The sequence below is a fragment of the uncultured Turicimonas sp. genome (assembly GCF_902477955.1).
Lineage (GTDB): Bacteria > Pseudomonadota > Gammaproteobacteria > Burkholderiales > Burkholderiaceae_F > Turicimonas.
In genome coordinates, this window is the sequence record NZ_CABSJB010000011.1 from 24,700 (window position 1) to 37,535 (window position 12,836).

13 protein-coding genes, 1 tRNA gene and 1 CRISPR repeat array are annotated in these 12,836 nt (G+C 43.0%); of the genes, 5 read left to right on the top strand and 9 right to left on the bottom strand.

The window, feature by feature from the left end; all coding sequences use genetic code 11:
* Positions 1 to 60: 60 nt before the first annotated feature.
* From tig to RDK53_RS04735, 6 genes are all read right to left on the bottom strand, one after another.
* A complete protein-coding gene (gene tig, locus RDK53_RS04710) occupies positions 61 to 1,455 on the bottom strand; it encodes a trigger factor (protein ID WP_308513520.1) in 1,395 nt (464 codons plus the stop codon).
* Positions 1,456 to 1,790: 335 nt separating this feature from the next.
* Positions 1,791 to 1,867, bottom strand: a tRNA-Gln gene (locus RDK53_RS04715).
* 51 nt (positions 1,868 to 1,918) lie between these two features.
* Positions 1,919 to 2,065: a hypothetical protein gene (locus RDK53_RS04720; protein ID WP_308513521.1), complete on the bottom strand. Its 147-nt coding sequence runs from the start codon at positions 2,063 to 2,065 to the stop codon at positions 1,919 to 1,921.
* A gap of 126 nt (positions 2,066 to 2,191) precedes the next feature.
* Entirely contained in the window at positions 2,192 to 3,286 is a 1,095-nt protein-coding gene (locus RDK53_RS04725) for a threonine synthase (protein WP_308513522.1), read from the bottom strand.
* Positions 3,287 to 3,408: 122 nt separating this feature from the next.
* Positions 3,409 to 4,101 (bottom strand): 5'-methylthioadenosine/adenosylhomocysteine nucleosidase, encoded by a 693-nt coding sequence (locus RDK53_RS04730; RefSeq protein ID WP_308513523.1) that lies wholly within the window; start codon positions 4,099 to 4,101, stop codon positions 3,409 to 3,411.
* A gap of 13 nt (positions 4,102 to 4,114) precedes the next feature.
* Positions 4,115 to 4,696 carry a phosphoribosyltransferase family protein gene (locus RDK53_RS04735; protein ID WP_308513524.1) on the bottom strand — a complete coding sequence of 194 codons (582 nt, stop codon included), beginning with the start codon at positions 4,694 to 4,696 and terminating at the stop codon, positions 4,115 to 4,117.
* A gap of 441 nt (positions 4,697 to 5,137) precedes the next feature.
* Between RDK53_RS04735 and RDK53_RS04740 the strand changes: the two genes are divergently transcribed.
* The 3 genes from RDK53_RS04740 (at position 5,138) to RDK53_RS04750 (ending at position 8,045) form a co-directional block, all read left to right on the top strand.
* Positions 5,138 to 6,211: a DctP family TRAP transporter solute-binding subunit gene (locus RDK53_RS04740; protein WP_277037572.1), complete on the top strand. Its 1,074-nt coding sequence runs from the start codon at positions 5,138 to 5,140 to the stop codon at positions 6,209 to 6,211.
* A gap of 61 nt (positions 6,212 to 6,272) precedes the next feature.
* Positions 6,273 to 6,743 carry a TRAP transporter small permease gene (locus RDK53_RS04745; RefSeq protein ID WP_308513525.1) on the top strand — a complete coding sequence of 157 codons (471 nt, stop codon included), beginning with the start codon at positions 6,273 to 6,275 and terminating at the stop codon, positions 6,741 to 6,743.
* 9 nt (positions 6,744 to 6,752) lie between these two features.
* The gene (locus RDK53_RS04750) at positions 6,753 to 8,045 is read left to right on the top strand and encodes a TRAP transporter large permease (protein ID WP_308513526.1); all 1,293 of its coding nucleotides are present in this window, start codon (positions 6,753 to 6,755) and stop codon (positions 8,043 to 8,045) included.
* An 11-nt stretch (positions 8,046 to 8,056) separates the two neighbouring features.
* Positions 8,057 to 8,692: a CRISPR direct-repeat array (repeat unit 37 nt; unit sequence GTTTCAGTTGAAGGATGTAAGTTTGTACAATTGAAAC).
* 380 nt (positions 8,693 to 9,072) lie between these two features.
* Here the strand turns inward: RDK53_RS04750 and RDK53_RS04755 are convergent.
* Positions 9,073 to 9,501, bottom strand: a complete 429-nt coding sequence (locus tag RDK53_RS04755; protein ID WP_308513527.1) for a PaaI family thioesterase — start codon at positions 9,499 to 9,501, stop codon at positions 9,073 to 9,075.
* A gap of 127 nt (positions 9,502 to 9,628) precedes the next feature.
* On the opposite strand from RDK53_RS04755, the gene RDK53_RS04760 reads away from it, so the two are divergent.
* Both RDK53_RS04760 and pckA read left to right on the top strand, forming a co-directional pair.
* Positions 9,629 to 9,949, top strand: a complete 321-nt coding sequence (locus tag RDK53_RS04760) for a hypothetical protein (protein WP_308513528.1) — start codon at positions 9,629 to 9,631, stop codon at positions 9,947 to 9,949.
* 196 nt (positions 9,950 to 10,145) lie between these two features.
* Positions 10,146 to 11,762: a phosphoenolpyruvate carboxykinase (ATP) gene (gene pckA / locus RDK53_RS04765; RefSeq protein ID WP_308513529.1), complete on the top strand. Its 1,617-nt coding sequence runs from the start codon at positions 10,146 to 10,148 to the stop codon at positions 11,760 to 11,762.
* A 51-nt stretch (positions 11,763 to 11,813) separates the two neighbouring features.
* Here the strand turns inward: pckA and RDK53_RS04770 are convergent, their stop codons facing one another.
* A complete protein-coding gene (locus RDK53_RS04770; RefSeq protein WP_066592655.1) occupies positions 11,814 to 12,140 on the bottom strand; it encodes a branched-chain amino acid transporter permease in 327 nt (108 codons plus the stop codon).
* Positions 12,133 to 12,834 (bottom strand): AzlC family ABC transporter permease, encoded by a 702-nt coding sequence (locus tag RDK53_RS04775; protein ID WP_308513530.1) that lies wholly within the window; start codon positions 12,832 to 12,834, stop codon positions 12,133 to 12,135. Before RDK53_RS04775 ends, RDK53_RS04770 begins: the two co-directional genes overlap by 8 nt.
* Positions 12,835 to 12,836: the final 2 nt, after the last annotated feature.

Here is a 12,836-nt window from a genome sequence, read left to right on the forward strand (position 1 = left end):
ACAAATGGGCGATGACTTTGCAGCCCCCGCCCAATTAAAAACCTAAATCAAGAATTTGAATTAAGCCTGTGCAGCCATCAAATCTTCGAATTTAACAGTTTCTTTCTGAGTATCAGCATTCTTCAATGCCCAATTTACGACATTGTTTTCAAGAACAACACCGATCAATTCGGACTTGCGCTGTGGGTCATTCAAGTACCAGTTGATAACTTCTTCCGGATCTTCGAAGCTCTTGGAGATATCTGTAGCCAATGCTTTAACTTCTTCCGGAGTAGCCTTAATGTCTTCTGCCTTGATGATTTCCTGAATCAGGAGACCTAAACGAACACGGTTAGTAGCTGCATCAAGCATCAATTCCTTGTTGGCGAAAACAGTGTCAGGAAGAGTCAGGCCGCGGGCCTTGAGCATTTCTTTCTGAGCTTCAACCATCTTCAAACGTTCTTCTTCAACCAAAGCGTGAGGAACAGGGAATTCAGTGGCCTTCAAGAGAGCATCCATAACGCTCTGTTTTGTCTTGTTGGTCAATCTGTTCTTGAGTTCGCGTTCAAGGTTTTCTTTAACATCAGCTGTCAACTGAGCAACGCCGCCTTCAGTGATACCCAAAGAAGCAGCAAATTCATCATTCAATTCTGGAAGATGAGGCTCTTCAACTCCAGTGAGTTTGACCGTGAAGGAAACTTCTTTTCCGGCCAATTCCTGAGAAGGGTATTCTGCAGGGAATGTGAGCGGGAAAGTCTTTTCTTCACCGATAGCCATGCCCTTGATAGCATCTTCAAAAGCCGGAAGCATCTGACCTGCACCGAGAACAAACTTGTAGTTATCAGCTTTGCCGCCTTTGAAAACTTCACCGTTAAGCTTGCCTTCGAAGTCAACTGTAACCAAGTCGTTATCTTGAGCCGGTCTTTCAACTTTGGAGTAAGTTGTACGCTGTTTGCGCATTACGTCCAATGTCTTGTTTACGTCTTCTTCAGTAAGAGCGCATTCGTATTCAGTAACCTTAACACCTTTGAGGTCAGGCACTTTAACTTCCGGGAAAACTTCGAAAGCAACTTCGAACTTAACAAGGCCTTCTTCGTCCTGCTTTTCAGCCGGATAGATAGAGGGCTGGCCGACAATTTCAAACTTGCCTTCCTGCAAAGCTTTAGAAGCTGCATCAACAGCCAACTGGTTGATAGCTTCTTGTTCAGCTTCGAAACCATAAGTGGCGGCAACCATGCTCATCGGAGCTTTGCCTGGACGGAAACCATGGAATTTTGCCTTCTTGGCATACTGTTTCAAGCGCTTCTGAACTTCTTTTTCAATGTCAGCGCGAGAAACGGAGACTTCAACCTTTCTTTCAAGCGGATTCGGTTCAACTTTAACTGCTTCTTCTTTGGCAGGTTCAGCAACTGCGGTTTCAGCTTTAACTTCTTCAGCGGCTGGAGCTGCTTCAACTTGATCTTTTGTTTCTGTCATTTTCTGTTTTTCCTCTCGACCCGGAAGAGCCGAGCCGTCCAAATAAAAATATTCTTTAGTATCAATAAAGAGGCCTAAAAATCACTAGGCCATTTAGTAAACGGTTAATTATAACGACTTCCTTGAATTACACAATTTTGTTGCTTAAAAACTTTCTATCAATGTTAAGAATCTTTTCTTGTTTTTCTTTAAGTGTTGAAAAGTACGAAGTTAGACAACGCAAAACCTGCTAGAAAGCAGAAAAAGATTGAAAAAACATCCGTGAACGTCTTTGGAACAAAAAATATGCTTTAGAACTTTGCTTCGTATTTTGAAGCCAGTGATTTGAAAGAGGCTGGCAGGGGAAGAAGGATTCGAACCCTCGAATGCCGGAATCAGAATCCGGTGCCTTAACCAGCTTGGCGATTCCCCTGCAAGTGAAGCGTGATATTACACAACTCTAAAAAAAATTGCAAATCGTCTTTTAATTTGTCAAAAGACCGATGACCTGCATGAGAAGAAATCCTGCACATAAGAATACAAAATTAACTTTCATCATTTTTTCAATAAGTTGTAAATCTTTTCTAGCTTCAATTCTTTCTTGAGCTTGGTACTCTTTCGGATATCTCATAATCTACCCCCAAAGTTTCTCTATAGGGATTTTACCAATATCCACTTAGTATTTCCACTTAGAAGATTGCAACGATTCCTTATATTGGTCTTTTCAATTGCTCAAATAGATTACATGAATCGGCTATTAGTGGTCGCTTTTAATACCTGCTCCGCACATTGACAGTAGGGAGTCCGGGGTGTGCCCATAAATTTTGCAGTATTGCTCATAGGCAGCCAGAGCCGCCGCCGTTGTATGCTCGGCGTAAATGCCCCTAGCAGCCAGTTTGCGGCGTGCGGGAAGAATTTCTTCTTCCGGTGCCGTCACAACACGAATGTTATGCCGTTTAATCATGTCCATGATCTCCTCTGCTCTTGCTGGCTTGCCAATCGCAATTCCCTCGGCCAAAGTGGGGACAGGAGTAATTTCAGCGAGATGATCTAATTGTTTTTCAACAGTTTCAAAGAAAGGTGCACAACCGCTTGCTTGGATGGCAATAACCTGCGGGAAATGAGATATAACACCTGAAGCCAAAAGATGTTCTAAAGCCAACACAGCTCCGATAAACAATGTTCCGTTTCCTAATTCAATAAAAATATTTTCCGGAATACGTTTCAACTGCTCATAGGTCTCGTAGATATAAGTTTTTGTTCCCTCATAGAAGAATGGATTAAAAACGTGGTTGGCGTAATAGGCTCCTTCAGTAACGACTTTTTCTCTGCATACATCCGCACAATGATCTCGGGTTCCGGGTACAACGACCGCTTTAGCTCCGAATGCCTCAATCATAGAAATCTTTTTAGGACTTGTTCCTTCCGGCACATAAATTTCGCAATCGATGCCTACTCTTGCGCAATAAGCAGCTACAGCCACACCTGCATTTCCGCTGGAATCCTGGACGCACTTTTTGACACCGATTTCTTTCAAATGAGCAACCAGTGCGGCTGCGCCTCTGTCTTTAAAAGAAAGAGTCGGCATCATGTAATCCATCTTGACCATGACATCCTTGTCAAAAGAGATGATCGGGGTTCTGCCCTCTCCCATCGTGACATCGCGCCAGCTCTCCCCTTCGATGTTCATAAAAGCCCGATAGCGGAAAAGACTCCATTCATTTTTATCGATTAGCTTTTCTTCAAATTTGGGAAACTCATTAGGAAGAGAAAACAATCCGCCGCAAGAGCATGAAGCTTGAGGAGTATGTGTCGGCGTTAATTTCCCACATTTGCTGCAAATGAAATTCATAAAAAAATCCTTGAGAGCTGAGTTGAGATACAGGAATAATAATCTTTGGACACGCCGTTATCGCGTTGCTCTAACAAAAAAAAGCCCGCGATATGCGAGCTCTTTACGTTGAAAAAACGAAATTATGATGCGTAGCTTTCAGCTATTCCTTTGACAACTTCCATAGATTCTTTAGCCGCTCCATCCAGGAATACTGCGAAATCTACGTTCGCTCCGTCGTCGGCGCAGTCAGACATTACTCTAATAACTAAGAATGGAATCTTATTTACCGCGCAGACTTGGCCGATGGCACCGCCTTCCATTTCTACGGCAACTGCTTTAAAGGTTGCTGCAATTAATTCTCCCTTGACGGTATCTTTCATAAACTGATCGCCGGTCGCAATAACTCCGGTTACGCACTTGAAGTCCTTATCTCTTGCACTTTCAAGAGCAAGCTCTTGAAGAGCTTTATCGGTTTCAAAGAAAATCTGATTGAGGCCCGAAACCATTCCGATAGGATCCCCTAAGCCGGAAGTATCCATATCATGCTGGCATACTGCGGTAGCAACAACCATGTCTCCAACCTCTAAGTCAGGAGAAAGAGCTCCGGCCACACCGGTATTAATAATTTTGTCCACGCCGAACTTCAAAATCATTGTCTGTGCACAGATAGCTGCAAAGACTTTCCCGATGCCGCACTCAGCGATAACAACAGGAGTTCCGTTCAAAATTCCTTGGTTGAACTCGATGCCGCTGATAGTAGTTACCTTCAGATCTTTCAGTTCTTTTTTGAGGCCTTCAACCTCAACTTTCATTGCTCCAATAATGCCAATCATTGCTTTTCCTTAATTAAGAAATCGGTTCGCCTTCTGCATTGAAAAGAGGCAATTTTTCTAAGAAAAGGATATCGTCGCGATCAGCCGCTTCCCCTTCAGCAAGAATAGCCATCTTTCCAACAACGTTAGCTCCGCATCTTTCAGCCAGCTCTTCTAATGCCTCCAAAGATTTCCCGGTTGAAATAACGTCGTCAACGATTAATACTTTCTTCCCCTTCATGGTTTCGACATCGAGCTGATCTAAATAGAGCCTTTGCCGAGCGGCTGTGGTAATAGACTGAACTTCAACAAAGAAAGGATCAACCATGTAGAGTTTCTTACTCTTTCTGGCGACGATATATTTAGCATCTCCCCTTTGTCTTGCCATTTCATGGACTAAAGGGATACCTTTGGTCTCTGCAGTAAGAACGTAATCAAATTCAGGAGCAATCTTAAGAAGCTCTCGGGCGCAATGCTCAGAAAGCGAAGGGTCTCCAACAATGATAAAAGCTCCAATGTAAAGATCATCATTAATTGCGCAAAGAGGCAATGCTCTTTCCATACCTGCAATATTAATCTTGTATGTTTTCACCATCACACCGATAAATTCAACCAAATATGGGTTAATCCTACTTCAAAAATAGCCTAAAAACCAAATAAACGCTCAGGCACTCAAGCAGGATTAGTCATTATTGGATCAAGTGGGGGAAAGAGAGAAGATTTCTGCCCATTAATGAGACCAAAGAAATCTCTTTTGCTCGTCAAAACTTAGAAAAACGGAACTTTTCTTTTTTCGAAAAATCTCGCAGACCAACTCCCACCTAAGTAATTTCCATCTATTTCTGTTTTTCAGTGCCCCAATTTTGAAGAACCGCAGAAATTATTGTTAACATATTGACAATGGAAAAGGAACCCACAAAGCTTCCTTTTCCTAACTGCACATCCATTGTCCAAGATGGAAGCCATAAGCCGTGAAGTTATAAAAACTAAGAAAGACTAGCGGCTTTGTATTGCCTCTAATTTTTAAAACTCAATCCACACAAATAGGAGATTCAACATGAAGCACTTGTTCGGCAAAGCGCTTTTTACCCTCGCCTGTGCAGGGTTAATGACAGCCGTATCCGCCGCATATAAAGCAGAATACAAATTAAGCGTCGTTCCAGGAGCCACTTCCGGCTGGGGACAAACAGCAACTTTCTTTGCTGACTGCGTAAGAAACAAAACCGACGGAAGAGTCAACATTAAGCCTTATTTCGGCGCTCAGCTGATGGCAGGCAAACAAACATCCGAGCTTCTTTTGGTTCGCCGCGGCGCCATCGACTTTGCTCTTGCCTCCACAATTAACTGGTCCCCGCAGATCAAAGAACTTAACTTGACTGCCCTTCCTTTCTTTGTAGCCAACAATCCTAACCGTTACAAAGCTATGGATGCCATCGAAGCCGGAAAGTCGGGCAAGATGCTTCAAGACGCTATCGAAAAAACAGGGGTTAAATTCATCGGGTGGTCCGAAAACGGTTTCCGCGAACTGACAACCAGCAAGGGTCCAATCAACAAACCTGAAGATATGAAGGGCATGAAGCTTCGCGTTTGCGGCACCCCGATCTTCATTGATATTTTCACAGCTTTAGGCGCCAATCCGCAGGCTATTAACTGGTCTGAAGCCGTTACCGGTTTCCAACAAGGCATTGTTGACGGTCAAGAAAATCCGACCAACGGCATCAACATCCCAATGAAGATGTGGACATGGCACAAGCACATGACCGATTGGCATTACATGATTGACCCACTCTTCTTGACAGCAAACAAGAAAGTTTGGGACGGTTTCTCCAAAGAAGACCAAAAAATCATTCTTGAATGCGCAGCTGAAGCAGAACTTTACGGCAAAGCCCTCTCCCGCTTAGGCTTTGACAATGGCGAAGCCTTAGCTTACTTGCAGAAGATCGGTAAAGTTCCTGCCGTCAGCGATCCTAATGCTGAATTGAAGAAGAACGGTATGGAAGTAACAAGCTTCACACCCGAACAAATTCAAGCCTTCTACAAAGCAACTCAGCAAGTTCGCGACAACTGGACAAAGAAGATTGGTCCTGAACTCGTGAAAGCCGCTGAAGCAGACATGAAAGCCGCTCAGTAATTGAACCATTGAGTAGTTAACGGGCGGCAAAAGCCGCCCGTTTCAAAATAGAAGTAAAAAGATGCTGAATTTTTTAAATTCCCGGTTTGAAGAAATACTGGGAGCCTTTCTCTTAGGGCTAATGGCTTGCATATCCTTTATCAATGTCATTGTTAGGTACTGCACAAACTTCTCTTTCTCCGCCTCCGAAGAGTTGACAGTCAACTTCTTTGTCTGGATTGTCCTTCTTGGAACCGCCAGAGCATTCAGAGATGGAAGCAACTTCTGCATGAACCTACTTTATAACGCCTGTCCGCTTGCTTTAAGAAAAGGGATGTACATCTTTGGTGTTGTCTGCAGCATTGCTTTTTTTGCTGCTCTTGTTTATCTCGGCTCCATTGAAGTCTGGGATGAGTTTTCTCTGAATGTTTCCAGTGAGTCTTTGGACATTCCGGTCTGGCTTTACACCATGGCCACTCCTCTATTTTCCCTTTTAATCATTGTGCGCATTATCCAGAAAGTCATCAGTGACTTTAAGTCTGGACTAGTGTAGGAGGCAGAAATGACAGAACTCTTTCAAGATCCGGCACTGGTTCTTCTTCTGCTCTTTGTTATCCCGCTTGCTCTGCGAGTCCCTATTGCTATCTGTCTAGGGCTTAGTGCTTCGATTGTTGCGTGGATGTACGACATGGGCATCGACATGCTGCCCTACAACTTTTTTGCAGGCGTGGCAAAAGTTCCTCTCCTAGCAATTCCTTTCTTTATTCTTGCCGGATTCATCATGGAGAGAGCCGGTATTGCAGCCCGCATCGTCACCTTAGTCGAGACCCTTGTAGGAGACATGACCGGCGGATTGGCCATTGCAACCGTTGCCGTAGCAACCTTCTGGGGTGCAGTCAGCGGATCGGGCCCCGCAACGGTAGCTGCGTTGGGATTAATTTTGATTCCTGCGATGGTTAAAAGCGGCTATGACAAACCTTTTGCAGCAGCCAATGTCTCCGTGACCTCTGGCTTAGCGATTGTTATCCCTCCAAGCATCGCATTTATCGTTTACGGCGGTATCGCCGATGCCTCCGTTCCGGCTCTATTTGCTGCGGGCATCATTCCCGGTCTGCTTGTGGCCGGCTGCCTGATGATTTGCGTTTACATTATTTCAAAGAAACGCGGCTACAGAGGTCTGCCTCGTTCTGTTCCTATTTGGAAAGCGTTCAAAGACGCCTTCTGGGGCGTCATGACTCCAGTTGTGATTTTGGGCGGCATTTACGGCGGTATTTTTACTCCAACCGAAGCGGCTGCTGTGGCTATTTTCTATGGTCTTTTTGTTGGTGTCTTTATTTATAGGACATTCAATTCTTTTGAAATTTTATTAGAAGTTCTAGTAGAGTCTGTCAAAGCGACCGCCGTTATTATGTTTGTTGTGACCTGTGCGGGGCTTTTTGCGTGGGTTGCAAGTACTGTTGGCTTAGTAGAAAAAGGCGCCGAATTCTTATTAGCGTTGTCTGATAATCCTTGGGTTCTCCTTGCGCTTATCAACGTCATCCTGTTACTTGCAGGCATGCTTTTAGATGCGATTTCTATTTACTACGTCTTATTGCCCTTCCTACTCCCATTGATCAGGCACTTCGGCTGGGACGTTGTATGGTTCGGCGTAATGATGACGGTTAACTTGGCCATCGGCCAGATTACTCCTCCCGTGGCGGTTAACTTATACGTGGGAGCTCAGATCAGCGGACTAACGATGGAAGAAATTACGCCTGCGGTAATTCCGCTGTTGATAGCTGCGGTTTTAGCTTTGATACTGATCATTTACGTACCCTGGTTCAGTACATTCTTGCCAGTACTTTGGGGCTTATAAACGTTGTTAAAGTTTCAGTTGAAGAATGTAGTTTTTTACTGTTGAGACGAAAACTACGCCCCGGGAACTCAGGGCCTCCGACAGCGCTTTTGAGTGAGACACCTCAGTTTCAGTTGAAGGATGTAAGTTTGTACAATTGAAACAGGCCAGAGAGTGGGAAAAGAAAACAGAACGAGAGGTTTCAGTTGAAGGATGTAAGTTTGTACAATTGAAACGTAATACTCTTCAAGGGTTTCTTGCGGCTCCCCGTGTTTCAGTTGAAGGATGTAAGTTTGTACAATTGAAACCTTAAATCTCTTGCAAACGACTTGTGGTTATAACGTTTCAGTTGAAGGATGTAAGTTTGTACAATTGAAACATTAGCTTCTAACGTGATTGTTACCGGGTAAATGTTGTTTCAGTTGAAGGATGTAAGTTTGTACAATTGAAACTTTGCGCTAACAATATTTTTTATTGGCTCATTGTTGTTTCAGTTGAAGGATGTAAGTTTGTACAATTGAAACTCCAGTCTTTCGGTTCTTGCTGAATAAAATGTAGAGTTTCAGTTGAAGGATGTAAGTTTGTACAATTGAAACCTCTTAATGCCGAAGAAGCAGAAGAGCAACGACATGTTTCAGTTGAAGGATGTAAGTTTGTACAATTGAAACCCTCAGCTAATGCTATGAAATTTATAAATTTTATTTTGTGTTAGCTGAGGATTTCTTCGAAACACTTCAAACTGCACGAAAAGTGCCGAATTTTTCGAAAAATTTTATATTCACCCTCCCTATATTACCTTTAAACTATAAAATCCCCTCCCTATCAATCAGGAGCTCCCGCCGAGTTAGTTTTGGTTTTTAATTGAAAAATACTCAAACTTGTCGATTTCAGAAAAAATAAATCTTTTTTCTGCCCAAGAATGAGATAGACCAGAAGCTAAGCTTCCGTTTGACATCTTTCCTAACAATAAGAAAGAATCATTCACAAGAGTTTTTCACCACCCAGTGTTTTGAGTCTCCTTTCCCGAAATAGCTAGGAAAGCTCCTTCTTATTTCCAGCTCTTCGACTTATCTTCAACAATAAAATTGGTGACTCTGACCGTACTTATCAACCTCTCATCTTTATTAAAGATGTCTACATTCCAGATGTGAGTTCGACGTCCATGATGCAAGCACCTTGCAACAGCATAGACCCACACGTCATCTCCGGTCTTAACGGAAGAAATATGATTTCCTGAAACAGATGACCCAACCGGTATCTCATTTTCACCGCAATACAGAAAAGAACCGTAACCGGCAATAATTTCGGCAAAAGCTAAGGATGCGCCCCCGCACAAAACACCGAAAGGTTGAGAAGTCTTTTCGTTGACCGGCATCCTGGCCTTTACAAGTCCTTCTTCCTCACTGATGAGCTCAATGCCCAAATAGCCAATCATAGAATGTTCGAGAGAATATTTATCCGAGTACTTAGCCTGCATTCTTAGCTCTTTATAGATTTGTTGAATGAAGGCATTAATTTACACTTACATTCTTTACAAAATTTATTTTTAAAATAGGATAAAACCCTTATATCATTAGTTTGTTTCTATTTATAGGAGAAACAACATGAAAAAGATTTTAGTGATCTCGTCTTTAATCTTAGGACTTTCCGCTCTCGGTGCACAAGCAGCTGATAAGCTCGAAGTTCCAACACCGAGCAATTCTGTACCTGCTGCTGAAACAGTGCTTCCTCAGGACGGTCCCAATGGTTTCGTCTCTGATTACCAAAGCGCAAAGGAACATGCCGCTTCTTTGAAAGACAATGCAAAATCGCTAGATCTTCAATCTCTTCAGCAAAACAAAGAGAATCTCAAAAACGATGCCTCCAATTTGAAGTCTGATCTAAAAGAATTCAAATTCTCCAGCGATAAATCAACAGTTAAATAATCCTCCTACCTTTTTGTCCGGTGCAGCGAAAGCCGTCACCGGATTTTTTTTAAGACTTGTTCAATCTTGCTATTAATTCTCATTCAAAATTTTTCTTTTCATGGAATGCAAAAAGTAGTAACCTTAAACAGTTAAATTTTGTAACACAACCACGTCCTTGAGCCTCTAAAAGGTACAAGAAAGTAAGAAGGCTAAGATGAATAATAAAAATATTGACCTTTCCCGCTATGGGATTACCAACGTTAAAGAAATCATTTACAACCCATCCTTCGACAAACTTTACGAAGAAGAAACTCATCCTGAACTAAACGGCTACGAAAAAGCCTTCAAAACTGAGTTAGGTGCTCTCAATGTAATGACCGGCGTTTACACGGGCCGCTCTCCCAAAGACAAGTACATTGTCAAAGATGAAGTAACGGAAGAAACGGTTTGGTGGAATACTCCGGAATATCCCAACGACAATAAGCCTATCACTCCGGAAACTTGGGAAGAATTAGAAAAACAAGCCGTCAAAGAACTTTCAGGCAAAAAACTTTACGTTGTTGATGCCTTCTGCGGAGCCAACAAACATACTCGTCTGAAAGTTCGGTTTGTCATGGAAGTGGCTTGGCAAGCCCACTTCGTCACCAATATGTTCATTCGTCCCACACCTGAAGAATTAGCAGAATTCGGAGAACCTGACTTTGTAGTTTTAACTGCCAGCAAATCCAAAGTAGCAAATTACAAAGAACTCGGCTTACACAGCGAAACTGCTATTGCTTTCAATCTCAAAAAGAAAATCCAAGTGATTTTGAATACTTGGTACGGCGGCGAAATGAAAAAAGGTATGTTCTCCGTAATGAATTACTTAAATCCATTGCGTGGAATTGCCTCTATGCACTGTTCGGCAAATACCGATAAATCGCTCAAAGAAACTGCCATCTTTTTCGGTTTATCCGGAACAGGTAAAACAACTCTGTCCGCTGATCCCAAACGCCTTCTCATCGGCGACGACGAACACGGCTGGGACGATGAAGGTGTCTTTAATTACGAGGGAGGCTGCTACGCGAAGGTAATTAATCTCGATGCAGAAAGCGAACCCGATATTTACAAAGCCATCCGCAGAGACGCTCTGCTAGAAAATGTCATCGTCGACGAAAACGGAAAGATAGATTTTTCTGATTCTTCAGCTACAGAAAATACTCGCGTCTCCTATCCGATTTACCACATTGAAAATACCGTCGAACCAATTTCAAAAGGTCCGCACGCTAAAGACATTATCTTCTTGACGGCCGATGCTTTCGGAGTCCTTCCTCCGGTATCCATTCTTGATTCAGATCAAGCGATGTACTATTTCTTATCCGGCTACACCTCCAAATTAGCTGGAACAGAAAGAGGAATTACAGAACCGAAGCCGACATTTTCTGCCTGCTTCGGAGCAGCTTTCTTAACTCTTCATCCCTTCAAGTATGCACAAGAGCTGGTGAAAAAAGCAGAGAAAAGTAATGCCAAGTTCTACCTCGTCAATACCGGATGGAACGGAACTGGAAAACGCATTTCCATTAAAGAAACAAGAGCAATCATTGACGCAATTCTGAATCAGTCCATTTTGAAAGAACCGACTGCTGTTATTCCCTTCTTCAATTTGAGATATCCGACTGAAGTCTTTGGAGTGACAAAAGACGTTTTGGACCCAAGGAGCTCTTACAAGAACCCTGCAGTTTGGGACGAAAAGGCTAAGGAACTCGCTTCTAAATTCATTGCTAACTTCGCCAAATTTGCGGCAACAAACGAGAAATGCAAGAAGCTTGAGAAATCCGGTCCTCACATTTAGCTCAGTTGACTGAGTCGAAGAAAAACCCGGACCTATCCGGGTTTTTCACAATTAAAACATAGAGTTAAACAGAACAACGTATACTAAAGTTCCGGTAAAAATAGAAAGCAACGCATTTTTCCAGAACCACTGAAGTACTAAAGTTGCAACAATCGCTGCCAACTCTGGGATCGGCAATCCGCCGTGAGCTAATGCGGCTCCTGTAGAAGAATGAAGAACCAGTAAAAACATAATAGCCAGCGGCAAGAACTTCCCCAGCACAATTGCCCACTTCTGTTTTTGCAGCCATTCTCCGGCAGCAAAAGGCAACGCCCTCTCCCCGAAACTAATAATCATCATTGCGAAAAATGTCGCAAAAAGATAACCGTAATCATTCATAAATCTTCTCCTTCATCTTTCTGCGCGGCAGCATCAGCAGCAATGCTCCAATGCTGGAGAACGCAATAGCCAAGGCCAGACAATGTTCAACGCTGATTAATCTGGCTGCTCCATAAGAGGCCAATGCAATCCAGACCGGCCAAGAAGAGTCTCTTTGTCTCCATTGCTCACATAAGAGCATCGCAAACAAACTTGTCAGCACAAAATCAAAACCGCCTAAATTGACTTTGATCCCTAGCCCTAAAAGAGCGCCAATCAGACTTCCAAGAATCCACCAAAGATAATTAAAGAAAGCTAAAAAGAGTCGGTTGCTTAGAGGAACCGATTTTGGAAGAGTAGTTAATAAAGAGTATGTCTCGTCGGTCAGCAGAAAAGACAAAAACCACTTAGCCGGACCTTTTTTCGGAACGGTATCTATCAGTGAGAGACCATAAAAGACATGGCGGAGATTAACAACAAAAGTAGCAAAAGCGATGGCGGAAATCGGAAGCCCTTCCGCCAGCATCGGAATCATCATGTACTGAACTGCTCCTCCATAAATCATGATTGAAGCAAGTGGGGAAAGCCACCACTCAGCACCTGCCTGAACAAACAAGAATCCAAAAACAACGCCTAATGGGATATATCCCATAAACACGGGGACAGAAGTTTTTAGAGCCCACTTAATTGCTTGTGACCGGGAATTTTCTTCCATTT